Raw genomic sequence first — 25,776 nt, 5'->3', positions numbered from 1 at the left:
ATGTCCTATTTTAATTCGTAAGTATTTTTAATATATTTAAACTTTAAGATGCAAAAGTAACGTACAAAATAATAACGGACAAATTTATCCTAATTAAAATTTAATTTATTTTTTAATAAATGAAAAGGTATAATGTAAGCATCTCAACACCAAACAACTAAACATCTAAACATCTAAACAACTTAACGAATAAACGTATTTTCAACCTCCAATAGTAATCATACTCCTATTATTATTGTGCAATTTTGGTTCTTGAAGTTTCTCTAAGGTATCCATACCGCCACGGATTTTAAACTTAGCTTGAACTGCTTTTTGAATGATGGGTTCAATGGGATTTCCTTGTCGAAGTGTCGTTAATAAATCCGATTCTGTTGCAGAAAACAGACAATTTTTTAATTGTCCGTTTGCCGTTAAGCGCAATCTGTTACAGGAATCACAAAACGGATTGGTAACAGAACTGATAATGGCAAAACTGCCTTTATACCCTTTTATTTTGTAGTTTTTAGACGTGTCGTTTGGCGCATCTTGTAAACGCTCAATGTGATCTTCAGTAAAAGACGTGTTTACATAAGTCATCACGTCTTTGTAAGACACCATTTTGCTCATATCCCATTTATTGCCATCAAAAGGCATGAACTCAATGAATCGAACTGAAATAGGTAAGTCTTTAGTGAAATTAATAAAGTCAATGATTTCATTGTCATTAAAGCCCTTGATTAAAACAGCATTGACTTTAACGTTAAAACCTTCCTTAATTAAAAGAAAAATATTGCTGTAAACTTTTTCAAATTGATCGCGACGTGTGATGTGTTTAAACTTTTCTCGATCTAAAGAATCTAAGCTGACATTGATTTTATTTACCTTATTTGCCTTTAAAACATCAATAAATGAATCGATTATTATAGCATTTGAAGTAATTGATAATTCCACAGGAAGCGTTGCCAATTTTTCTAAAATCACGGGAATGTCCTTTCTTATTAATGGTTCGCCGCCAGTTAATCTTATTTTTGTAACCCCATGTTTTACAAAGGTTTTGGCAATCTCATAAATTTCCTCATAAGTCATTAAATGGCTTTTCGGAGATAATTGAACGCCTTCTTCAGGCATACAATATGAGCAGCGCAAGTTGCAACGTTCAATTAATGAAATACGCAAATATGCATGGTCTCTACCGTGGGAATCTTGTAATATGTTTTTGTTTTCATTCATTTCTTCACTCTGTTTAATTGTTGAATCGTTGAAATGTGTAATCGGCTAAACGACTAAACGATTCCACGAATAAACATTTTAGTCATGTCTCGCCCCTCTCAATATCCCAAAAATATGCAACACTGATGGAAAAATAGCCTCCATAGATTCCTTTGCGCCATTTGTTGAACCCGGTAAAGCCAAAACCAAGGTATTTTTTATAGTACCAGCCACACTTCTTGATAGCATGGCATACGGCGTTCTATCTTGTCCGTAATTGCGAATAGCTTCTTCGATGCCGGGAATGCGTCTGTCTAACAACGGAATTAAGGCTTCTGGTGTCACATCCCTTGCGGAAAGTCCAGTGCCACCTGTATAAATGATTAAATCGATACCTTGTTTTTGATATATTTTTGCTTTTTCTTGAATAACCTCTTTTTCATCTGGAATGATGATATAATCGGCAATTTTGACCTCGCATGCTTCTAGTATATTTATGATGGCTTTTCCAGCTTTATCTTCTTTTTGTCCTGCTGAAATAGTATCTGAACACACAATAACAGCTGCGGTTAAATCTTTTCTGAACTTATTCTTAAAGTCTGATTTACCACCTTTTTTATTCAATAATTTGATGTAATGAATTTCGATGCCTTTATCAATTGGTTTTAACATATCATACATGTTTAATGCCACCACACTAGCACCATGCATGGCTTCGACTTCAACACCCGTTTTGTAAATCGTCTTAACAGTGAAAAGAACGGTGATTTCCAATCCATTTATTTCATATTCAACCCCCGTAAATTCGATTGGTAACGGATGGCAATCTGGTAAAATATCAGGCGTTCGTTTTACACCCAACAAACCCGCAGCTTTACTCATGGCAAATACATTGCCTTTTGGAACGATGTCGTTTTGTATGGCCGCAATCGTTTCAGGTTTGCTCACCTTGACGATGGCTTGTGCTGTTGCGGTTCTTAGGGTTGTGTTTTTATGTGTAATGTCAATCATTTTATGTGTTTAATCGTTGAATTGTTTAACTGTTTAATTGTGCGTTGCGCAAAGCATTCAGCTTATTTGAAATTTTTTCAATTTCTGTTCTGATAATTTGATAATTGTCTTCATTTAGAAAATTTAATTCTTTTGCTATGATAACTTGATTTAAAACTTCCATTAATGAGCTGAATGACAGTGTTGTGAAATGAGATTTGTCCTTGCTTGTTTTTCTTGAAGTACCTTCAGCTAAATTTGAAGTCACTGATATTGATGCCCTTCTTAATTGATTTGTTAATCCGAATTTTTCTTCACTTGGGAAATCTTTAGTTACCAAGTAAATCAGTTTTACCAATTCTTTTGCATCAATCCAAACATTCAATTTTTCAAATGAAAATATATACTCCATTATTTTACGATTTATGATTAAACAGTTAAACGAATCAACGATTCCACAAAAAACACTTACATGTTTTTTTTCCATTGATGCGAATCATCCTCAAAAATCTCCTTACCAAAAACAGGTACCTGTGCTTTTATTTCTTCAACGATGTATTCCAACGCTTTAAAAACCACTTTTCTTTTAGGTGATGACACGAAAACGAATAAGCAAATCTCTCCAGCTTTCACAACTCCTAAGCTGTGATAAATATGCATGCAAGTCAGTTCGAACTTTTCAAAAGCGGTTTCGCGTATTTCATCAAATTTGGCGTTTGCCATATCTTCATAAGCGGTGTATTCAATCGCTGTAACTGTTTTGCCATCAATAACATCGGCTCTGACTTGTCCCAAAAAAATATTGTGGGCGCCGATACTCGTTTTAGTTTGGTGTTTGGCAATCGATTCTCCTATAAATTCTGAAGAAATAGCTCCTTGCTTAAACACGTTTTTTGGTTTTTTATCTGTCATTTTTTTATTTTTTTAGTCATTGCGAGAGCTTGTGTTGAGCGCAGTCGAAATAAAGCAATCTCTTTATTGGGAGCAGATTGCTTCAGTCTCCCGATAATTATCGGGACTCTTCGCAATGACGACTATTTATAAAATCTATTATTTCTAAAGCACCTTCTTTGATGCTATAACAATTCAATATTCCAGAGTTTCTTAATAAAGAAACAGCTTGTTTGCTACGTATTCCCGATTGGCAAAAAATCATTTTTTGTTTTGATAAATCAATGGAATCTAAATTATTTTCTAATTGATTTAAAGGAATTTGTGTAATTTCTAAACCTTCAACTTTTGGTTGTTCATGGGCTTCTCGAACATCAATAAATTGAACGTTATCTTTAAATAAAAAGTCTTTTATTGAAATATCAGATTGAAATTCACAATCAATTTCTAATTGTTTTTTGTTGAAATTATCTTTTCCTTTTAAAACCAATTCAATCTGTTTTGCTGATTTATTGATTTTTAAGGTTGATGGTTGGGAAGTTAATGCATTATAACATAATAATTTACCTGACAATACATTCCCAATACCTAGTATGATTTTTATAACTTCGTTAGCTTGCATGCTACCGATAATTCCTGGTAAAACGCCTAAGACACCAATTTCGGAACAATTCGGAACCGCATCTTTTTGTGGCGGATTTGGAAACAGACATCTGTAACTCGGGCCGTTTTGATAATTAAATACGGAAACCTGACCTTCAAACTTATAAATCGCACCAAACACCAAAGGTTTGTTGGTGATGATACAGGCATCATTTACCAAATAACGCGTTTCAAAATTATCAGAGCCATCCACAATAATATCATAGTTATTAAATAGTTCCAAAGCATTTTGGTAAGTGAGTTTTTCTGCGTAAGCGATTACGGAAATTTCCGAATTTAAATCTTCCAACCGTGTTTTAGCCGCTTCGGCTTTGTTTTTTCCTAATGATGAGGTTCCAAACAACACTTGGCGTTGTAAATTGGATATTTCAACCACATCAAAATCGATAATTCCCAATGTACCAATGCCTGCAGCCGCTAAATATTGTAAAATAGGACAGCCCAAGCCACCAGCACCAACCACTAACACTTTTGCGTTTGTTAGTTTGTCTTGTCCTAGTTGACCAATTTCAGATAAAATAATATGTCTGTTGTGTCTACTCATTTTTCTACCCGCCTGAAAACGGTGGTAATAATGCTAATTCCTGTCCTGTAATTTCGGTACTTTCTGAAACTAATTCCTGATTTTGTGCTACTTGAAAATCCTTGTTTTTTAAATCGGGATATTTAGCATATAAAGTATTCAAAAGGTCTGAAATCAATCTTCCAGAGAAATCAATAGATTCCTCAGATTGATTTGTGACTTCAGCAATAAGTCCGAAATATTTTATTGTAATAATCATTTTAAAATGGCATTTAATTGTTCTGGTGTATTGATATTTTGCGTAAAACAGGTTTCTTCCTCATTTAACACCACATTTTTTACGTTACATTGATTAACTGCATATTGCAATCGGAGTTCGCCTTCATTCAAAAGCTTTAAAAATATAGGTTCACATTGTTTTTTATATAGGGCGATTAATGGCATGGCTTTTCCTTGGCTTTCAATTTGAATGATACCAGAATCGTCATCAATAGCATCAATCAGTTTTTGTAAAATATTTGAATTAATTAATGGAATATCGCAACTCAACACCAAATTATAGTCGGTTTTAGACTCTTTCAATCCAGAATAAATACCCGCTAGAGGGCCTGCATTTTCAATGGCATCGTCAATACGTTTCAATCCAAAAATATCATAGTCTTTATTATTTGAAACAATCATAATACTCTCAACAAAAGGTTTTAAAGCGTCGATGCTATGTTGCATAAAAGACTTTCCATTAAACAATAAAAACCCTTTATCCGTTCCCATACGACTACTTTTTCCGCCAGAAAGAATGATGCCAGTTATGTTTTTTTTGTCTGTCATTTATGCGAAAAATAATTTTAAACACGCAATGGCGAGTACAAAAGACAATATATACCTCAGTTTTTGATTGTTTATTTTTTTGCTGCCATAATATCCGCCAAGAACGCCACCAATTAATGCAATGGCGACCAACACAAACGTTTCAATTTCAAAATGCACGCCAGTACTTATTTGCCCGACCAATCCAGAAGCCGAGTTTACCCAAATAAATAAAGCCGAAACTGCAGCGGCTTCTTTCATATTTCCCCAATGAAGCAATAAAATAATAGGTGTTAAAATAATGCCACCACCAATACCAATGAGTCCCGAAAAGAAACCAATAATACCACCAACAACCAAACCTTGCCAAAGTCTGACTTTTTTTATGTCTTCTTTTTCCTTTCCAAAAACATTCAGCATTTTTAAAATGGCAAACACTAATAAAATAGCAAGGATTTTTTTGTAAATGGAAGCATCAATTTCAATAGTGCCACCTAAAAAAGCTAAAGGAATGGAAGCAATAGCAAAAGGAATAAATAGATTTTTGTTAAAATGGCCTTCTTTATAATAATAGAAAAACGAAATTCCTGCCACAAACAAATTAAGTAGTAGGGCAGTGGGTTTCATGGTTTCTGGTGCAAACGAAAACAATGCCATTAATGCTAAATACCCGCTTGCCCCACCGTGACCCACACTTGCGTATAAAAAGGACACGATGGGCAAGATTAATAAAAATAGATATATGTATTCGTTATGTAACATTTGGCTATTCATTATTCATTATTCACTATTCATTATTCATTATTCATTATTCATTATTCATTATTCATTTTCAACTTTAGGCACTCCTAGTCATAAACTCTCAATTTTCTCCAACTGCGTATCCAAAAACTCCCAGCAATTTTTATTAATATCATCAAATGCTAGAATTAATGCCTTTCCATAATCCGTTAATTCGGCGCCACCGCCACCTTTTCCGCCGACACTGTTTATGGTCACAGGTTTTTTAGCGGATTTATTGATGGAATCTAAAAGTCCCCATGCCTTTTTATAGGATATATTAATGGATTTCGCTGCTTTGGATAGCGAACCAGTTTCGTTGATGGCTTTCAATAATTGCACACGTCCTTCACCCAAAAGCACATTGTTCTCAGATTCTATCCATATCCGACTTTTTATCTTATAATCCATAATCAGCTAATTTGGTAATAGAATCACTTCAACGTCATCATTTATTTCAATCTTCGATACATGCTCCGGCACAAACACCAACGCATTTGAAAGTGCAAATGTTTGCAACATCGCGGAACTCTGGCCTTCTAAAATCGTAACGCCGTCATTATTATATATTGCCTTTAGGAATTGTGGTCTATCCCCGAATCGTGTAAATTCATTCGTGGCCTTAGCCTTTACTCTTGGTAATTCCACATCCGTTTTATTCATCATTTTTTGTAAAGCGATGTGAACATATATGTAGAAACAGGTAAGCGAAGCAGCTGGATTTCCGGGAAGAGCAAAAATAAGTGTGTCGTTTTTTGTTCCGAAAAACAATGGCTTTCCAGGTTTTTGTTTTACGGTATAAAAATGTTCTTCAACGTGTAATTCTTGGAGCGCTTTCCCAACAAAATCGTAATCCCCAACGGAAATACCGCCAGAAATAATAACTAAGTCATGTTGTGAGATAACCTTCTGCAAGATTGATAATGTTTTGCCGTAATCGTCCTCTACCTTATGAAAATGGAGGTCATAAAACTTTAAATTGTAGAGTGCATTTTGAAGCATTTTGGAATTGCTCTCATATATTTTTCCGTAACTTAATGACTGACAAGCCTCCATAAGTTCGTTTCCAGTAGTAAGCAAAGCAATGGATGGTTTTTTATAGACGGATACTTGTGATATACCTAAAGAAGCCAAATAACCAATAGCTGCTGGTGTTAGTTTGGTGTCTTTTGCAAGTGCCAAGTCGCCTTTCTTCACTTGTTCACCGATGGCACGAATGTTATGGTGTTCGGATAATTGATTTTCTATCACCAGTTCAGAACCATTGATTATGACTTTTTCTTGCATAATAACGGCATTGGCACTATCTGGAACGGCTGCGCCTGTAAAAATCCTAACAGCTTCGCCTTTATTTAAAATAGGTTGATGGCCATCTCCAGCCTTTACTTCCCCAACTAAAGTATATGTTAAATCGTTGTGTAGATGAAGCGCATAACCATCCATGGCCGATTGCCTAAATGGCGGCATATTTATAGGAGATAAAACATCTTTAAACAGCAAATAACCACCAGATTTTTCAATAGGCAATACCGCTTCTTTTAATAAGGGCTTGCTTTTGCTTTTAACTAGGTCTATGGCCTCATCAATGGAAATCATACAAATCGTTATATATATACAAACATAACGAAAATTTAATATTTTTTACAAAAAATAAGTATTTTTATAAAATATAAGTATTAATACGTATATTTGTTTCGTTCACATGATCATTTTAACATTATTATGGATTCTGAAGTAGCAAAATCATACCAATCTAATGTAGCCAGACGACCTTTCTCAGGGTTAGGTTGTAGTGTTTGTGACAATGGGACTTGCTTGATAAAACGAAACTATGTGGCACTTTCCGAATCTGATTTACCTTATGAAAAAAATAATATACGATGTAAAAAGGGTCATCAATTCATTATGGAAGGTGCGCCGGTAAATGGACTTTTCTTTGTCTTAAAGGGTAAGGTGAAAGTTTTTAGAACAGGCATCAATGGGAGGGAGCAAATAGTAAGATTTGCTAAGGAAGGTGAAATTATTGGACACCGAGGTTTTGGAACAGAAGAGTATTATTCCATTGGTGCCATTGCGCTTGAAGATACCATGCTTTGTTATTTTTCTAAGAGCAGTTTACAAAAAGCACTATATAAAACTCCAGAGTTTACGTATGATATGATGCTTTTTTATGCTAATGAACTCAATAGGAGCGAATCAAAGGTAAAGTCACTTTCCCAAATGACCGTTAGGGAACGCGTTATTGATACCTTATTGTATATTAATAGAAAGTTTGGAGAAAACAAAGGCTTTTTAAATGTTGTTCTAAGTAGAAAGGAATATGCGGATTATGCAGGAACTACCGAAGAACAAGTCATTCGTATCTTTTCAATCTTAAAAAAGGAACACCTGATTATTGCAAAAGGCAAGCGAATAGGTATTAATAACATTGAAGGTCTTAAAAAAGAAATTAGCGAGCATAACTACTTCTTAGATAGCTAATCGTTCTCACTACGTATTCATTTTATTTTTCAAGAAAATACTTAAAAACAACTTTATATTTATATAGAAACTGCGTTTTTGTAGTTTTTTGCATGTAAAAAAAGTTTTTTTACACTGCCTTATTTCATTATTATTCTAATAAACTCCTTTTATTTTTGTTCAAAATAAGTATTAATACGTATTTGTAAGTAAACTTAACAAACACTAATAATAATAAAATGGAACAAAAAACAATCACGCTCGTACAAGATTCATTTGAAAAAGTAAAACCAATTGCGGCAACAGCAGCTGACATATTTTACTCAAAATTATTTGAATTAGACCCCACACTAAAAGCATTGTTTCCTAATAGCGAAGAGGCGATGAAAGTTCAAGGTAATAAGTTGATGACTATGCTAGCTGCAGCAGTTGCTGGCTTGAGCAATCTAGAAGCTTTGGTTCCCGTACTTCAAAATTTAGGGAAAAGACATGTAGAGTATAAAGTAGAACCATCTCATTATAATACTGTTGGTGCTGCATTGTTAGATACGTTGAAAGTAGGCTTAGGTGATGATTTCACGCCTGAGGTTAAAGACGCTTGGGCAACGGTGTATGGAACGATGTCTTCAGTTATGATAGATGCTTCATACAAAAATTAATTTAATAAACTTAAAAATCAACCACATGACCTTAAATAAACAAATAAATTTTACATGTATGAAAAATAAAAAACAGTTTTCGTTTATAAGCGTTTTTGCATTAGCTATTAATGTCTTTTTAACCTCTTGTGGAGGTGTTCCGGAAGAGAAATCAAGTGCTTTAATTGATGAGCCTGTATTTTCGGTAGACGAAGTATTGGAAATGGTAGCAAAAGAAAATGATGTTACTAGAACTTTATATACGTCTGCGATTGTGGGCCAGGGTAAATTACAAGGAATGAAGTTTGATGAAGACTGGAGAAAAGATGATGTAGAGGCTGGCCCATTACCAGCTTTATTTTTAAGAGGGATAGCAACAAGTATTCAAAAAGGCCCTGTGCCTCTTGGTTTGTATTTAGGCTCAGATTTTCCTGTAAATGCTGCCAATAAGTTTGTTGGTAAACAAGCTGAGTTATTCGAAAAAATAAAATTGAGCCAAAAGCCTGAATTTTTCTATGAAGAAGATACCAAATTGCATACTGCCATGTTCGCCGATTTAGCAAGTGCGGCTGCATGTGTTACTTGTCATAACGACCATAAACAATCACCTAAAACGGATTGGAAACTTGGGGATGTTATGGGGGCAACCACGTGGCAATATCCAAAAGACTCGTTGAGCTATAAAGAAACCGTAGCGATATTGGATTCTTATGCTAAAGGTACTTTAGATACTTACAAAGAATATTTAAGTGAGGTTGAAGCATTTATTAATAGTGAGAAACCTGAGATAGGCAATAAATGGCCACAAGAGGGTAAATACTTGCCATCTGCTGAAGTGTTTTTGGATAGTGTTAGGAAATTAACAGCCTATGAAACCATGAAAAAATTAGTCGTAGTAAAATAGTAAACAGAGGTCTTTTAAATCTGTAAATCCTTGAATTAAAGCTAAAGCATTGACATTCATATGGTAAAAAACAACAAATCTACACTACTGGGCTTAATACTGCTATCACTATTTTTTTTACAGTTTTTTTTAAAATTGGAATGGACATGGCTTAAAACGTTTCAACAAGACGAAATGTATAAGCGTTGGTCTGGTTTAGGACTAGCGTTATTTATAACATTGCAGTGGTTTCTAACCTTGAGCAGAATCATTAAAAAATTCAGAAAAAATGCCCAAACCATGTTACTTATTCATAAATGGGCTGGCGCATTGAGTCCGTTACTATTTTACGTCCACAGCATGGGCTTTGGTTATGGGTATTTGTTGTTTTTTTCATATGTGTTTTTTTCAAATACGTTGTTGGGTTATCTCAATTTAGATGTCATTAAAAATAATAGCGATTGGTTATTTAAAGGCTGGATGATTATGCATGTGGCATTTTCTATCATGGTCACCATAGTCATGTTCTTTCATATAGGCGTGGTGTTTTATTATAAATAATCTTCAAACTCTAGCCCATGAAACTTCAGATAAAAAATATTATAAAGGAAACAGATGATGCGTTAAGCCTGTGTTTCAAAAACGGAAATTTCTTTAATAAGGTATCATACAAACCTGGGCAATTTTTAACTATTCATGTGCCTATAGATCATGTAGTGCATAAAAGGGCTTATTCGTTCAGCAGCAATCCATATACGGATAAGGATTTGAAGATCACTATAAAGCGTGTAGAAAAAGGATTGGTTTCCAATTATATACATGACCATATCAAAGTAGGTGATACACTGGAAATAGATAAACCTGCGGGATCCTTTTACATTGAACCCAATAAAAATTCTCAAAAGCAATATGTGCTATTTGCTGGAGGCAGTGGCATTACTCCAATCTACTCCATTGCAGAATCGGTTTTGGTAAACGAGGCAAGTTCAAGGGTTTTATTGGTTTATGCAAATAGGGACATTGGGTCTATTATTTTTAAAAATGAAATAACGGCTCTTGAAAACAAATATCCTGACAATTTTCAAGTTGAGCATATTGTATCATCCCTAAATATGAATGATAACAATTATCATTCTGGACTGGCAACAAAAGAACTTATTGATGGAATTTTCTTAAAACATGGTCTTTTTTATGGTGATTATGTTTACATGATATGTGGGCCGTTTGGCTATATGGAAAAGGTGAAGGAAATTTTAAATGATAACGGTATTTCAAGGGAAAAAATAAAGATTGAAGTCTTTAAAAGCCCTATTGTTAAAATGTTCGGGAAAGACTTGATGAGTGATGTAAGCATAAAGTTAGGTGGTAAAACACATCAAATTAAAGTAAGAGGCGATAAATCAATATTGCAACAAGCGATGTCTGACAACATTGTTTTGCCCTATTCATGCAGGGCTGGTATGTGTTCTACATGTAAAGCTACATGTGTTTCTGGAGACATTAAAATGATTGACGGACACTTTTTAAGCGAGGAAGACGTTGCTAAAGGCTATGTTTTAACCTGTATCAGTTATCCGGAAAGTGAAGCCATAGTTCTGGAGTTTTAATGGTATAAATTCAATTTTTATGTTTAAAGTAAGTCCGTTAAGAAAAAGACAATTTTTAGGAGGTGTAATTGGTTTGGTTTTGGGAGTTTCGATTTTCTATTTCTTTACCAGGGAATCCTCAGAAGCGTATATCTCACTTGGACCGATGAATGCAGGTCATGAGGAGCTGTCTTGTTTCACTTGCCATGCAGATGCTAAAGGGAATCTTTGGCAACAACTCCAGTCGAATATGTCCCATGCTGTTGGTGCTAGAAAAACAGGTGTTGACTTTGGAACACAAGATGTTACTCTAAACAATTGTTTGGGATGCCATGACAGACCTAATGATCGTCATCCAAATTACCGATTTTCAGAACCTCGATTTAAGGAAGCGGTAAAGAAAATAGATGCCAGAACTTGTATTACTTGCCATTCTGAACATCATGCAGAACGCGTTACAGTACCTTCCATTGATTATTGCATGAATTGCCATCAAAAATTAGAAGTAGAGAATGATCCACTAGATATAGATCATAAAACGTTAATAGCCAATGAAGAATGGTTTACCTGTATCCAATGTCATGATTTCCATGGCAACCACACCTATAAAGTGCCAACCAAATTAAAGGACACGATTCCAATGAAAACGATTCAGGATTATTTCAAAGGAAGCGAAGATCCTTATGGAACCAATAAAAAATATATTGGTTTGTCCCAAGATGAATGGCTAAAGTCCCTACAAAAATAATTTACGCTCTCTTTTATTTTAATAAACTAAGTAATTAATTAGGGTAATACTTAGAAAAATAAGCATTAAAACTTAGAAATATATTTTGTTTAAATATTTGTTTATTAAATGTTTATGTAATAAACCTATTTTTTTGCAGGTATTTTAATGGTTTAAAAAGTTGTTTTTAAATGGTTATAACCATATAAATTATTTTAAACTACTTATATATTTGTCAAAAATAAGTATAAATACTTAGTAAACTTAAAACATTCAAAAAATGAAAACACTAATTACAAAAGCATCATTACTTTTTTCTCTTTCGGTAGTGCTATTTTCTTGCGGAGGCAAAGCTGAAAAAAAAGAAGCGGCCACTGAAACGGAAGAAAGTAAATTAACAATTGAAAAACCGCAATTAACGTTTGGGTTCATCAAATTAACAGATATGGCTCCTTTGGCCATCGCTAAAGAAAAAGGATTTTTTGAAGACGAAGGCTTATTTGTGTCTGTAGAAGCCCAATCAAACTGGAAAAACGTATTAGATCGTGTCATTGACGGACAATTAGATGGGTCGCACATGTTGGCGGGACAACCCATTGCGGCTGGTGCTGGTTTTGGTAGACAAGCCGAGTTGGTAACGCCTTTTTCAATGGACTTAAATGGTAATGCCATTACCGTTTCAAATGATGTTTGGTCAAAAATGAAACCAAATGTACCAATTGATTCTGATGGCAAACCCATTCATCCCATCAAAGCAGATGCTTTAAAACCGGTCATTACACAATATAAAAATGCAGGAAAACCATTTAAAATGGGTATGGTGTTTCCTGTTTCTACACATAATTATGAAATAAGATATTGGTTAGCTGCAGCTGGAATTAATCCAGGCATGTACACGGCAGATAATGTACAAGGACAAATTGATGCCGATGTGTTACTATCTGTGACACCGCCGCCACAAATGCCAGCAACCTTGGAAGCAGGAACTATTTATGGGTATTGCGTAGGCGAGCCTTGGAACCAACAAGCAGTATTTAAAGGTATTGGTGTGCCTGTGGTGACTAATTACGATATCTGGAAAAACAACCCAGAAAAGGTGTTTGTTATGACCAAAAAGTTTGTTGAGGAAAATCCGAATACAGCCATTGCCATTACAAAAGCATTGATAAGAGCAGGAAAATGGTTGGATGAGCCAAGTAACAGGGCGGAGGCAGTAAAAATATTATCGATGTCACAATACGTTGGGGCCGATGAAGCCGTTTTGGCAAACTCCATGACAGGAACCTTTGAATTTGAAAAAGGTGATAAACGTGATTTACCAGATTTTAACGTATTCTACAAATACAACGCCACCTATCCTTTCTATTCTGATGGTATTTGGTTTTTAACCCAAATGCGTCGTTGGGGACAAATTCCTGACGCGAAACCAGCTGCATGGTACGAAGAAACCATTAAAAATATTTACCGTCCAGACATCTGGAAACAAGCCGCTGATATGTTGGTGAAAGAAGGACACATGCCTGCTGCTGATGTGCCAGATACAGACGGTTACAAACCGGCAACAACAGATTTTATAGATGGTACCAAATACGATGCTAAAGATCCCATTGGTTACATCAATAGCTTTAAAATCGGAAACAAGGATATATAATTCTTTTAAATAATTCAAACTTAAAAAAAATGAAGCAGAGCATAACATTAGGAAACGTGACCAGGTTTATAGGTTTGGCAGGATTTATAGAAACATTAAAAAATGTGTTTGCAGGGAAGCTTGATAAAGATGACTTTAAAAACTTTTTAAGAAAAGTAATAATGCCTCTAGCTTCGGTTTTATTATTCTTTGTAGTGTGGTATCTGGGCGCTAATAAACTTCATGAGATTGAAGCAAATCATTTGATAAACAAAGCGTTGGTTGAGCAAGGGCCAGCAGAAGCCGAAAAACTAAGAGCATGTATTGCTTCTGGCGATAAATCATGCCAGCCAAACGCATTGCCATCACCTGTACAAGTATGGGGAGCTTATCAAACATTACTGGCAGATCATTATGTTATCAGTGCAGATAAGAAAGCATTTATAGAGAAAACAGCTGCGATTAATGAAAAGCGTATCGCTAATGGTGAAAATCCTATCACTTATACGGGAAGACCATCATTCGTTGACCAAATCTACACGAGCATCATCACGGTATTTGCAGGATTCTTATTGGCACTTTTCATTGCTGTTCCTATCGGAATCGTTATAGGGTTAAGTCCAACTTTAAGAAGTTCCGTTAATTGGTTGATACAAATTTTTAAGCCTGTATCTCCCGTGGTTTGGTTCTTATTGGTTTTTATGATTGTAAAAACATTCACTAAAAACTCCAGTTCAGATAGCGCTTTCATCATCTGTTTTATAAGTGTTGGACTCTGTTCTATGTGGGCAACATTGGTAAACACAGCTATGGGTGTGTCTTCTGTGGATAAAGATTATATCAATGTGGCAAAAGTGTTAAAGCTTGGCCCCATTCAAAAAGTATTCAAAGTGATTTTGCCATCGTCATTACCATTAATCTTTACGGGACTTCGTATCACGTTGTCTGTGGCATGGATGGTACTTATTGCTATCGAACTCTTGGCTCAAAGTCCGGGATTGGGCTTATTTGTTTGGGAGGAATTTCAAAATGGAGCAAATGATTCCAACTCAAAAATAATAGCAGCTATGTTTGTTATTGGTCTGATTGGTTTTATGTTGGATAGAATCATGTTAACAATTCAAAAGATGGTTTCGTTTAATAAAAATGATTGAGTTTAAAATTTGTTTAACTGTGGAATTGTTTAATCGTGTATACGTCATCAACAAATCAACAAATAAACGAATCAACGAATAAACAGAAAAGGAAATGGCATATTTAGAACTAAAAAACATCTATAAAACCTACGGGCAAGGAGATAATACTACCGAGGTGCTTTCCAATATCAACCTAACGATTGAGGAAGGAGAGTTTGTAGCTATTGTAGGGTTTACAGGAAGCGGCAAGACCACACTGGTCAATCTTATAAACGGCTTGTTAGAGCCAACTAAAGGCGAAGTATTGTTTAAAGGTGAACCTGTTGTTGGAACCAGTCATGAGCGCGGTGTTATTTTTCAAAACTATTCATTGCTGCCTTGGTTAACGGTTGGTCAGAATGTATACATGGCTGTGAAGGAAGCATTTCCTAAGAAAAGTAAGTCGGAGTTACAAGCTATTGTCGCAGAATACGTGGACATGGTAAACTTAACGCCGGCCATAAACAAACGTCCTAAGGAATTATCTGGAGGAATGCGCCAAAGAGTGTCGGTTGCAAGGGCATTGGCGATGAAACCCGAGATGATTATTATGGATGAACCTTTAGGTGCATTGGATGCGTTAACACGCGGCAATTTACAGGATGAAATCTTGAGAATCTGGGGTAAAGACAAGCGCACAGCTTTATTGATTACCAATGATGTTGATGAAGGTATTTATATGGCAGACAGAATCATTCCATTGCGTCCAGGTCCAAGAGCCACATTAGGACCAGAATTCAAAATAGACATTGAACGTCCAAGGGATAAAACCGCTTTAAACGACAACCCAAATTTTAAAAAGACACGAAACACCATCATTGAGTATTTAATGGATATTGGCAATGAGCGAAAATCTGAAGCGAAAAAGGAATATGTCTTGCCAGAGGTAGCACCCAAAAGTTTTGTTTGGTAACTAAAAAAAAAGAGGAATTATGAACACAACTATATTAGAAAATAATCAAACAAATATATATTCAGAGAACGGTATTGCATATCCTTCCAATGGCGTGATGTTGGATTTGGTGCATCTTAAAAAAGTATATCCAACACCAAAAGGTGATTACATTGTTTTGGAAGATTTGAACCTTCAAATCATGAAGGAAGAATTTGTGACCATCATTGGCCATTCTGGGTGTGGTAAAACAACCATGTTGTCCATGATTGCTGGACTTAATAATATTTCAGGAGGTGCTATTTCCGTATTGGGAAAACACATCAAAGGGCCAGGACCCGATAGAGGCGTTATTTTCCAATCGCCCAGTTTAATGCCCTGGATGACGGCACTTGAAAATGTACTGCTTGGCGTGAATCAAGTGTTTCCGCATGTTTCAAAATCTCAACGTAGGGATATTGCCAAATACTATTTACAAAAAGTAGGGCTAGAGGATGCGTTCAATAAAAAAGCAACAGAACTTTCCCAAGGTATGCAACAGCGCGTTGGTATCGCTAGAGCCTTTGCCATTAAACCAAAAGTATTATTGTTGGACGAACCTTTCGGAATGTTGGATTCGTTAACCAGAGGCGAACTTCAGGATATTCTTATTGAAATATGGAATAAAGAAAAAATCACCGCCGTTATGATTACCCATGACGTTGATGAAGCCATCTTTTTAGCGGATAGGGTGGTAATGATGACCAGCGGACCAAAAGCCAAAATCGGAGATATTTTAAATATTGAATTTGAACGGCCCAGAACACGAAAATCGGTTTTGGAACATGACGATTATTATAAATACAGAAAACATCTTATAGACTTTTTAGAACACTAAAAAAAATGACATGATAATTATCATAAAATCAAGGATGCACTACTTATAAATTAGCTAAAAAACTAACTCAAAAACAATCAAATAATTAACTCAAAAACCAAAGAAAATGAAAAAACAATATCTTTTAGTATGCATATTGGCAGTGACGGTTCAATTTGCAAATGCACAATTTTCACTAGATGGTGAATTCAGGCCACGAACAGAGTATCGCCATGGTTTTGGAACCTTAATTCCAGATGCTGCAGATGCTGGTTTTGGTATTTCAACCAGAATACGATTAAACGCTGGTTATGCAACCGAGTCTTACAAATTTTATGTAAGTTTTCAAGATGTGATGGTCTGGGGTGAAAACATGCAACTACTTCCATACGATCAAAATAATTCCTTTGCGGTTTTTGAAGCTTGGGGAGAATTGGCTTTAGGATCTGGATTTTCTACAAAATTAGGACGACAAGTTATTTCTTATGACGACGAGCGTATTTTTGGTGGATTGGATTGGGCGCAACAAGGTAGAAACCATGACGCCGCATTAATTCAGTATAAAAAGGAAAAATTTATGCTCGATTTAGGCTTGGCGTTTGGTCAGGATTATTCCCACCCAACAGGATTTGTGAATTCAGGAACTGCTTACAATACTTCAGGAAATTTTACTTATAAAACAATGCAATATGTGTATTTAAAACAAGCATGGGAAAATCTTTCAGGAAGTTTGTTGTTGTTGAACAATGGTTTCCAAAATTTTGATACAACGGTGACTCCAAGTGTGGCAGATGGCACTAGTAATCTTCAAACAATGGGAACGCATTTAGAATATAAAAAAGGAAGCTTTGGGTTGGCTGCAAACGCATTCATTCAAACAGGTAAAAGAGAGGGTGACATAGACGTGAAAGGAGCTTATTTACTGGGATTGGATTTAAGTTATAAAGCAACCGCTAAGATTGGTTTAGGTGCTGGAATAGAAATTATAAGCGGAAATGATAAAGGTGCTGGTGAAACAAGTGCTTTCTTCCCATTATATGGAACCAACCACAAGTTTAACGGATTCATGGATTACTTCTATGTGGGCAACCACGCCAATACGGTCGGGTTATTGGATGTTCATGTGAGTGCCAACTTCACGTTCAGTGAAACATCTAGTTTAATGGTTAAAGCACTTAATTTTAGTGGAGAACAAGAGCTTGCGAGTGGCGAAAAATCATTGGGAACGGAAGTGGATTTAGTATATACTAAAAAATTCAAAGGATATAGTATGATACTAGGTTACTCGCACATGTTTGCGGCTGATGGTATGTATGAGTTAAAAGGCGTTTCAGAGGCTAATGCATCCGATACCCAAAACTGGGCATGGGCCATGTTGGTTTTAAAACCTAAGTTTTTAAATTAAAATTCTTTAATCGGGTCATAGTTAAATAATTTTATTGGTCAAAGTGTTTAAATGTTGAGGGTCCCGCGCAAGCGGGATTCTTTTTTACGTCATTGCGAACGCAGGTATTACGTCATTACGAACGCAGTGAAGTAATCCCATTAATTAGAACTCAAAATAAAAAGATTGCTTCAGTCGTTCCTTCTTCGCAATGACGATTTTATTCTGATTAGTTTTTAGCTTCAGGGACAAAATTACCATAAATAGCATCCCTGAATTTTTTATGTAATTGGATTTGATCGTATGGTGATAATTGTACAAACATCACTATTGTCAAGTCATTTACTGGGTCACCAATGAACAAGGTGCTAAAAGCCCCATCCCAGAAAAATTCACCCACAACACCATTGTTTTCGTCTGCATCAACTGGAGGCGCTACTCGTACACCAAAATCAATCCCGAAGCCCATTTGGCCTCTGTTGGGCAGGAATCCTCTATCCGAAATAGGAATATTAAGATCCAAATGATTGGTTCTCATCAGTTTTACAGTTTCAGGTTTTAATATGGTTACACCGTTAATGGTTCCATCATTTATTAGCATTTGCGCAAAGGTCTGATAATCATCTAATGTTGAAGTCAATCCCAAGCCACCGGGCGTAAATGGCCATTTATGGTAATTCAAAATTTGTGTTATGGTATCAGGAACTCTAGTTAACTCCGTGGTTTCACGATTGTAATTGTAGGTGGCAGCAAATCTATGTCTGTCTTCTTCAGGGATAAAATATCTAGTTTCGTCCATTCCTAAAGGGTCTAGTACATTGTCTCTTAAATATTGTTCAAATGGCACACCAGAAATGCGCTCCACCAAAAACGCTTGAACATCCACAGAAACCCCATAAGCCCATCGTGTACCGGGTTGAAAAGCTAAAGGACGTTTCCCTAGTTTTTCAGCCATTTCTTGTAAGGTGTTTTCTTTATCGGTTGGATTGTCTTTTCCGCGTAAGCGTGGCACGCCTCGCATGAATCCGTCGAATCCTGCTGTGTGGCGCGTGATATCACGAATGGTTATGGGTCTTTTAAGTGGTTCTAAAATGACTTTTATATTAATACTATCATAGCCCGCATATACTTGCATATTTTCAAATTCTGGAGCATATTTAGTAAGTGGGTCGTCTAATTTGAATGCACCTTTTTCATATAAAGTCATGAGCGCCACCCCGACAATAGGTTTTGTCATGGAATAAATACGTACAATGGTATTTCTATCCATAGGAATGCTGTCTTCCCGATCGGCATAGCCGAATTGGGCGTAATGCACCTCTTTGTCTTTCTCAAAAATCAAGGTCGATATGCCTACGACTTTGCCTTCATCTATAAAGCTTTTTAAGGTTGAATCGATGCGTTTTTTAACGTTTTCAGTAATGAAGGTAGTAGTTTTGTTTTGGTTATTATTGCTTTCTGTTTTTTTGCAAGAATAATTTAAAAAAAGGATGGCAAGCAGTAACACAATGGATTTATTCATGGTTTTTAGTTTAGTTGGTCCAGTTTTCTGGAAAAATAAAAATACATTATTTTATTTTTAGAAAAAAAACTTAACAATCAACGAAGCAGATTATTTTTTTTACGTCATTGCGAACGCAGTGAAGCAATCTATTTATCGTTTGATCAAGAATATACAGAGCTATAATAGTAAGATTGCTTCGTCGTTCGCGCCTCACTCCTCGTAATGACCTACCAGACAGTCCTAAACTACCGTCATTGTGAGGAACGAAGCAATCTCATGATATAGAATAGAACTAAAAAACAAACGGATTGCTTCAGTCGTACCTCTTTCGCAATGATGGTTTTCAATTTAAAATACTTTTCTTACTTTTAAGCGGTAAAATTCATATATGCTTAAAAAAGTTTTTGGAAGTGCCGTGTTTGGTGTAGAAGCCACCACAATTACCGTTGAGGTAAATGTCGATGCTGGTATTGGCTATCATTTGGTTGGTCTGCCAGATAATGCCATTAAAGAGAGTAATTTCCGCATTGCTGCCGCGCTTCAGAATAATGGTTATAAAATCCCTGGAAAAAAGATTACGATTAATATGGCTCCGGCCGATTTACGCAAGGAAGGCTCATCATACGACTTAACCTTAGCCATTGGCATTCTAGCAGCGTCCAATCAAATTCAAGCCGAGAATTTAGAAAAATATTTAATTATGGGTGAACTTTCTCTTGACGGTAGTTTGCAACCCATAAAAGGAGCGTTGCCCATTGCCATAAAAGCTAGGGAAGAAGGTTTTGAGGGTTTTATTTTACCGAGTCAAAATGCTAAGGAGGCAGCAATTGTTAACGATTTAAAAGTTTTTGGAGTTGATACTATCAAGCAAGTCATTGATTGTTTTGATAAAGGAGAACCATTAGAACAAACCATCATCAATACCCGTGAAGAGTTTGAAAAGAACCTCGATTTTCCTGAGCATGATTTCTCCGACGTGAAAGGACAAGAAGGTATTAAGCGTTGCATGGAAATTGCAGCCGCAGGCGGTCACAACATTATTTTAATCGGCCCACCGGGAGCAGGTAAAACGATGTTGGCAAAACGTTTACCCTCTATTTTACCGCCTATGACCTTGCATGAAGCCTTGGAAACCACCAAAATACATTCGGTAGTTGGTCGGGTTCAAGCGCATACCGGACTCATGGCACAACGACCTTTTCGGAGTCCCCACCATACAATATCAGACGTAGCCTTGGTTGGCGGCGGCGCGTTTCCGCAACCGGGGGAAATCTCCTTGTCCCATAATGGCGTCTTATTTTTAGATGAATTGCCCGAATTCAAGCGTGGTGTATTGGAAGTATTGCGTCAGCCCTTGGAAGATAGGGAAGTCACCATTTCCAGAGCGAAATTTACGGTCACTTACCCAAGTAGTTTTATGCTGGTGGCGAGCATGAACCCCAGTCCGGGCGGGTATTTTAACGACCCCAATGCACCAGTAACCTCCAGTCCTGCGGAAATGCAACGCTATTTAAGTAAGATTTCCGGCCCTTTGTTGGATAGAATCGATATTCATATTGAAGTGACGCCCGTGCCTTTTGAAAAACTCTCGGAAGATAGAAAAGGAGAAACCTCGGTAGATATTAGAAAGCGTGTTACCAAAGCTAGGGAGATTCAAACGGCACGTTTTAAGGAATCGGATGCCGTTCATTACAATGCGCAGATGAATACAAAACAAATCCGTAAATACTGTGTTTTAGATGAAGCCTCGAAGCAACTATTAAAAACCGCAATGGAACGATTAAATTTATCTGCCAGAGCCTACGACCGCATTTTAAAAGTAGCTAGAACGATTGCCGATTTAGAAGGTGTGGAGGATGTAGATGGTTCTCATATTAGTGAAGCCATTCAATACAGAAGTTTGGATAGGGAAGGCTGGTTGGGGTAATTCCCGCGATCCTAATAGCTATCGGGACGGGAATTTTACAGTTTTTATTTTAAGTGATTTAAATCAAACCTACTCCTTAAAAAAAGGTTGTTTAACGAAAAGAATAGTTGTGATACATATAAAATCCTATTTTTATTTTTTATTTACTGGTAGTAAGTAAATGGCTTTAAATTAAAGTTTTTTAATATTTATAACCATTAATAAGTTCACTAGATGAATAAGCAATATTCTATGAAGTATTATATACCACTTTTTTTCATACTCTTTTTGTTTATTACAAAAGCATATAGCTCCAACTTCTTAGGAACAACACCCTTTATTACAACATGGAAAACAGATAACCCTGGGATTTCCGCAAATAATCAAATAACCATTCCAATTATCGGAGGTGGTTATAATTATATTGTAGATTGGGGAGATAGTACTCCACCAACCACCGAAACAGGAAATGCTACCCATACCTATGTTACCCCAGGAACTTATACAGTTAGTATTACTGGAACTTTCCCGAGAATTCATTTTAACAATTTAGGAGATAAGAATAAAATATTAAGCATAGAGCAATGGGGAAATAACCAATGGTTGTCTATGCAATTAGCCTTTAGTGGATGTAGTAATCTACAAGGAAATTTTACCGATAGTCCAGATTTATCAAATGTCACCAATATGAGTTTCATGTTTTATCTTGCTAGTAAGTTTAATCAGGATATAGGGGATTGGGACGTTAGTAATGTTACAAATATGCAAACTATGTTTAATAGTGCTAGTTTATTTAACCAAGACATAGGTAATTGGGATGTAAGCAATGTTACTAATATGATGGATATGTTTGGTAGTGCTAGTTCCTTTGACCAAAATATAAGTAATTGGGATGTAAGTAGTGTTACTTCTATGTCAAGTATGTTCTCAAGTGCTAGTTCGTTTAACCAAGACATAGGGAATTGGAATGTGAGTAATGTGACAAATATGCAAGCTTTGTTTCATGAAACTAGTTTGTTTAATCAAGATATAAGTAATTGGAATGTTGGTAATGTTACTAATATGCTTGGGATGTTTATGAGAGCTAGCTCATTTAATCAAGATATAGGCAATTGGAATGTGGGTAATGTTACCAATATGCAATGGATGTTTTTAAGTGCTAGTTCTTTTAACCGAGATATAAGTAATTGGAATGTGAGGAATGTTACACAGGCTACCGATATGTTTCTTGGGGCTACTCTATCTATTGCTAATTATGACGCCCTTCTAATTGGATGGGATTCACAAATTTTAAGTCCAAATCTTAATTTCCATGGAGGTAATAGTAAATATTGTGCCGGAGCTTCAGCAAGAGCCAATATGATTAACAGTGATAATTGGAGTATTACGGATGGAGGAATTGCAGCGCCATCAATATATGATTTGGTAGATCAAAATAGTACAGGAAGTTTCACTTTACCAGCAATCACGGGTATGGATCTTGTAGGTAACGAGGCTTATTATACTGGGGCAAATGGTACGGGTACGGCCTTTAATGTTGGAGATGTTATTAATTTTTCAGATTTTCTCAGTTATCCTGTTTCGCTTTATATGTATGGAGGAACAAGTATTAGTTGTAGTTCTCAACAAGATTTTAAATTGGTAATTAGTAATGATCCAGCTCCTTTTATCACAACATGGAAAACGAATAACCCAGGAGTTTCAAACAATAACCAAATTACTATACCCATATTTAGCGGAGGCAACAATTATACGGTTGATTGGGGAGATGGAACAATAACTACTGAAGCGGATGAAGCTACTCACACCTATGCTGTTCCTGGTATTTATACGGTTAGTATTCTTGGAGATGAATTAATGATTGCCTTTAATGATGTTGGGGACAAAGATAAGATTTTAACCATCGAGCAGTGGGGCGACATTAAGTGGCTTAGTATGTTTGTTGCTTTTCAGGGCTGTAGCAACTTGCAAGGCAACTATACCGATAGTCCAGATTTATCATTAGTAACATCAACAGGTTTTATGTTTGCTTCGGCATCGTCATTTAATTATTATGTTGATGATTGGGATATGAGTAATGTTACGAACATGCAAGCCATGTTTTCAGAGGCTGTTTTATTTAATCAAGATGTAAGTAATTGGGATGTGAGCAATGTTACCGATATGGCATTTTTGTTTCATGATGCTGAGGCTTTTAATCAGGATATTGGAGGATGGGATGTTAGCCAAGTTGTTAATATGGGTGCAACATTTGGAGAGGCTATTTCATTTAATCAAGATATTGGTAATTGGGATGTTGGCAATGTTGATAATATGGAATTTATGTTTTTTGAAGCGCATTCATTCAATCAAGATATTGGTAATTGGAATGTATCTAAGGTAGAGGTTTTTGAAGCTATGTTTGCTCGGGCCACGGCATTTAATCAAGATATAGGACGTTGGAATACCAGTAGTGTTAACGATACGGGCGCTATGTTCTATGAAGCGACTTCTTTTAATCAAGATATTGGAGATTGGGATGTTGGCAATGTAATAAGAATGGCATTTATGTTTTATGGAGCTACATCATTTAATCAGGATATTAGTCGTTGGAATGTTATTAGTGCGGATAATATGATTAGTATGTTTGAAATGGCAACAGCATTTGATCAAGATTTAGGTAATTGGAATGTCATAAATGTTATAGACATGAGTAGTATGTTTAATGGTGTAAAACTCTCCGTTGCTAATTATGATTCTTTGCTTATGGGATGGAATTCAAAAATTTTACAACAAAATGTACCATTTAGTGGTGGATTAAGCCAATATTGTTTAGGTGAAGCAGCTAGAACCAATATGATTGGTAACGACAATTGGACCATTACTGATGGAGGATCAATAGCCCCACAAATTAATGATATCCCTAATCAAATCGCTTCAACAAGTTATACTTTGCCCATAATTACAGGGACAAATCTCACGGGTAATGAAAAGTATTATACAGGTGCTAATGGTACAGGTTCTGTTTATAATGGTGGAGATGTAGTTGGGTTTAATGATTTTGCTTCTTATCCCGTTTTGTTATATGTATATGATAGGTTGAGTTCGGGATGTAGTTCAGAACAAGATTTTTTATTGACAATCACTCTTCTGCCATCGTGCACTACTTTATCTTCACCATTAGCTGGAGCAACAAATGTTCCTATAGGAACAGATTTAACATGGGATGCCGTTACTAATGCCACTGGTTATAAATTAACGGTTGGTACGAGTTCAGGTGCTTTCAATATTTTGAATGCCTATGATGTTGGCAATGTGACCACTTACAATTTACCTTCAGATTTACCCGAAAACATAACTATTTATGTTAGCATAACTCCATATAACTTAGATGGGGATGCTAGTGCTTGTGTTGAGGAAATTTTCACTACAGAAACGATAACGGTATTGCCCAACTGCACTACTTTATCTTCACCATTAGCTGGGGCAACAAATGTTCCTATAGGAACAGATTTAACATGGGATGCCGTTACTAATGCCATAGGTTATAAATTAACGGTTGGTACGAGTTCAGGTGCTTTCAATATTTTGAATGCCTATGATGTTGGCAATGTGACCACTTACAATTTACCTTCAGATTTACCCGAAAACATAACTATTTATGTTAGCATAACTCCATATAACTTAGATGGGGATGCTAGTGCTTGTGTTGAGGAAATTTTCACTACAGAAACGATAACGGTATTGCCCAACTGTACTACTTTATCTTCACTGTTGGCTGGGGAAACAAATGTTCCTGTAGGAACAGATTTAACATGGAATACCGTTACTAATGCCATAGGTTATAAATTAACGGTTGGTACGAGCTCAAGTGCTTTCAATATATTGAATGCGTATGATGTTGGCAATGTGACCACTTATAATTTACCTTCAGATTTACCCGAAAACACAACTATTTATGTTAGCATAATACCCTATAATTTAGATGGAGATGCTACAGCTTGTGTGGAAGAAATTTTCAGTACAGAAACGATTGTTATAAATTCAGATTTACCTCCAAAGTTTTTCACACCAAATAACGATAACGTAAATGATTATTGGATAGTTCCAAACTCATTAAATCTCATATCAAGTATATTTATTTATGATCGCTACGGAAAGCTGTTAAAACAAATGGTAGATATTTCATCAGGGTGGGATGGTACCTTTAATGGCAGCCCCATGTCAGCTAATGACTATTGGTTTTTATTAACCTATAAAGATGGCAGGATTTTAAAAGGACATTTTAGCTTAGTAAGGTAGTTTGAATAATAA

General features: G+C 35.9%; 24 protein-coding genes. 13 read left to right on the top strand and 11 right to left on the bottom strand.

Features of this window, described 5'->3' with window-relative positions; all coding sequences use genetic code 11:
- Positions 1-201: 201 nt before the first annotated feature.
- The 10 genes from moaA to CDH49_RS06900 form a co-directional block, all read right to left on the bottom strand.
- Positions 202-1,209, bottom strand: coding sequence for a GTP 3',8-cyclase MoaA (gene moaA / locus CDH49_RS06945; protein ID WP_100614770.1), 1,008 nt, complete (start codon positions 1,207-1,209; stop codon positions 202-204).
- A 78-nt stretch (positions 1,210-1,287) separates the two neighbouring features.
- Entirely contained in the window at positions 1,288-2,199 is a 912-nt protein-coding gene (gene moaCB, locus CDH49_RS06940; protein ID WP_100614769.1) for a bifunctional molybdenum cofactor biosynthesis protein MoaC/MoaB, read from the bottom strand.
- 25 nt (positions 2,200-2,224) lie between these two features.
- On the bottom strand, positions 2,225-2,590 hold the full coding sequence (locus CDH49_RS06935; protein WP_100614916.1) for a four helix bundle protein: 366 nt from the start codon (positions 2,588-2,590) through the stop codon (positions 2,225-2,227).
- Between the two features lie 56 nt (positions 2,591-2,646).
- Positions 2,647-3,090, bottom strand: coding sequence for a molybdenum cofactor biosynthesis protein MoaE (locus tag CDH49_RS06930; RefSeq protein WP_100614768.1), 444 nt, complete (start codon positions 3,088-3,090; stop codon positions 2,647-2,649).
- A gap of 97 nt (positions 3,091-3,187) precedes the next feature.
- Positions 3,188-4,276 (bottom strand): HesA/MoeB/ThiF family protein, encoded by a 1,089-nt coding sequence (gene moeB, locus CDH49_RS06925; RefSeq protein WP_100614767.1) that lies wholly within the window; start codon positions 4,274-4,276, stop codon positions 3,188-3,190.
- Between the two features lie 4 nt (positions 4,277-4,280).
- Complete coding sequence (locus CDH49_RS06920; protein ID WP_100614766.1) at positions 4,281-4,514, bottom strand: MoaD/ThiS family protein; 234 nt, start codon at positions 4,512-4,514, stop codon at positions 4,281-4,283.
- On the bottom strand, positions 4,511-5,083 hold the full coding sequence (mobA, locus tag CDH49_RS06915; RefSeq protein ID WP_100614765.1) for a molybdenum cofactor guanylyltransferase: 573 nt from the start codon (positions 5,081-5,083) through the stop codon (positions 4,511-4,513). The genes CDH49_RS06920 and mobA overlap by 4 nt, the downstream gene beginning before the upstream one ends.
- Entirely contained in the window at positions 5,084-5,836 is a 753-nt protein-coding gene (locus CDH49_RS06910; RefSeq protein ID WP_100614764.1) for a sulfite exporter TauE/SafE family protein, read from the bottom strand.
- Between the two features lie 78 nt (positions 5,837-5,914).
- Positions 5,915-6,253, bottom strand: coding sequence for a winged helix-turn-helix domain-containing protein (locus tag CDH49_RS06905; protein ID WP_100614763.1), 339 nt, complete (start codon positions 6,251-6,253; stop codon positions 5,915-5,917).
- Positions 6,254-6,259: 6 nt separating this feature from the next.
- On the bottom strand, positions 6,260-7,438 hold the full coding sequence (locus tag CDH49_RS06900) for a molybdopterin molybdotransferase MoeA (protein WP_100614762.1): 1,179 nt from the start codon (positions 7,436-7,438) through the stop codon (positions 6,260-6,262).
- Positions 7,439-7,564: 126 nt separating this feature from the next.
- Here CDH49_RS06900 and CDH49_RS06895 point away from each other — a divergent pair, with 126 nt between their 5' ends.
- From CDH49_RS06895 to CDH49_RS06845, 11 genes are all read left to right on the top strand, one after another.
- Positions 7,565-8,323 carry a Crp/Fnr family transcriptional regulator gene (locus tag CDH49_RS06895; protein ID WP_100614761.1) on the top strand — a complete coding sequence of 253 codons (759 nt, stop codon included), beginning with the start codon at positions 7,565-7,567 and terminating at the stop codon, positions 8,321-8,323.
- 218 nt (positions 8,324-8,541) lie between these two features.
- Positions 8,542-8,961: a globin family protein gene (locus CDH49_RS06890; RefSeq protein ID WP_100614760.1), complete on the top strand. Its 420-nt coding sequence runs from the start codon at positions 8,542-8,544 to the stop codon at positions 8,959-8,961.
- 58 nt (positions 8,962-9,019) lie between these two features.
- A complete protein-coding gene (locus tag CDH49_RS06885; RefSeq protein WP_100614915.1) occupies positions 9,020-9,844 on the top strand; it encodes a c-type heme family protein in 825 nt (274 codons plus the stop codon).
- A gap of 60 nt (positions 9,845-9,904) precedes the next feature.
- Entirely contained in the window at positions 9,905-10,384 is a 480-nt protein-coding gene (locus CDH49_RS06880; protein WP_100614759.1) for a hypothetical protein, read from the top strand.
- 17 nt (positions 10,385-10,401) lie between these two features.
- The gene (locus CDH49_RS06875; RefSeq protein ID WP_100614758.1) at positions 10,402-11,430 is read left to right on the top strand and encodes a 2Fe-2S iron-sulfur cluster-binding protein; all 1,029 of its coding nucleotides are present in this window, start codon (positions 10,402-10,404) and stop codon (positions 11,428-11,430) included.
- Between the two features lie 19 nt (positions 11,431-11,449).
- On the top strand, positions 11,450-12,157 hold the full coding sequence (locus tag CDH49_RS06870) for a cytochrome c3 family protein (RefSeq protein ID WP_100614757.1): 708 nt from the start codon (positions 11,450-11,452) through the stop codon (positions 12,155-12,157).
- A gap of 259 nt (positions 12,158-12,416) precedes the next feature.
- Positions 12,417-13,787: a CmpA/NrtA family ABC transporter substrate-binding protein gene (locus tag CDH49_RS06865; RefSeq protein ID WP_100614756.1), complete on the top strand. Its 1,371-nt coding sequence runs from the start codon at positions 12,417-12,419 to the stop codon at positions 13,785-13,787.
- Between the two features lie 29 nt (positions 13,788-13,816).
- Positions 13,817-14,920, top strand: a complete 1,104-nt coding sequence (locus tag CDH49_RS06860; RefSeq protein WP_100614755.1) for an ABC transporter permease — start codon at positions 13,817-13,819, stop codon at positions 14,918-14,920.
- A 94-nt stretch (positions 14,921-15,014) separates the two neighbouring features.
- Entirely contained in the window at positions 15,015-15,854 is an 840-nt protein-coding gene (locus tag CDH49_RS06855) for an ABC transporter ATP-binding protein (protein WP_100614754.1), read from the top strand.
- 19 nt (positions 15,855-15,873) lie between these two features.
- The gene (locus tag CDH49_RS06850) at positions 15,874-16,710 is read left to right on the top strand and encodes an ABC transporter ATP-binding protein (RefSeq protein WP_100614753.1); all 837 of its coding nucleotides are present in this window, start codon (positions 15,874-15,876) and stop codon (positions 16,708-16,710) included.
- 106 nt (positions 16,711-16,816) lie between these two features.
- Positions 16,817-18,094: an alginate export family protein gene (locus CDH49_RS06845; protein ID WP_100614752.1), complete on the top strand. Its 1,278-nt coding sequence runs from the start codon at positions 16,817-16,819 to the stop codon at positions 18,092-18,094.
- 208 nt (positions 18,095-18,302) lie between these two features.
- On the opposite strand, the gene CDH49_RS06840 is transcribed toward CDH49_RS06845, so the two are convergent.
- Entirely contained in the window at positions 18,303-19,595 is a 1,293-nt protein-coding gene (locus CDH49_RS06840; RefSeq protein ID WP_100614751.1) for a serine hydrolase domain-containing protein, read from the bottom strand.
- Between the two features lie 370 nt (positions 19,596-19,965).
- On the opposite strand from CDH49_RS06840, the gene CDH49_RS06835 reads away from it, so the two are divergent.
- Both CDH49_RS06835 and CDH49_RS06830 read left to right on the top strand, forming a co-directional pair.
- Positions 19,966-21,504 carry a YifB family Mg chelatase-like AAA ATPase gene (locus CDH49_RS06835; RefSeq protein WP_100614750.1) on the top strand — a complete coding sequence of 513 codons (1,539 nt, stop codon included), beginning with the start codon at positions 19,966-19,968 and terminating at the stop codon, positions 21,502-21,504.
- A 231-nt stretch (positions 21,505-21,735) separates the two neighbouring features.
- Entirely contained in the window at positions 21,736-25,764 is a 4,029-nt protein-coding gene (locus tag CDH49_RS06830) for a BspA family leucine-rich repeat surface protein (RefSeq protein ID WP_162296710.1), read from the top strand.
- The last annotated feature ends 12 nt before the right edge of the window (positions 25,765-25,776 follow it).

The sequence above is a fragment of the Confluentibacter citreus genome (genome assembly GCF_002807055.1).
GTDB classification, from domain to species: domain Bacteria; phylum Bacteroidota; class Bacteroidia; order Flavobacteriales; family Flavobacteriaceae; genus Confluentibacter; species Confluentibacter citreus.
This window is presented reverse-complemented; position numbering and strand designations above follow the sequence as displayed.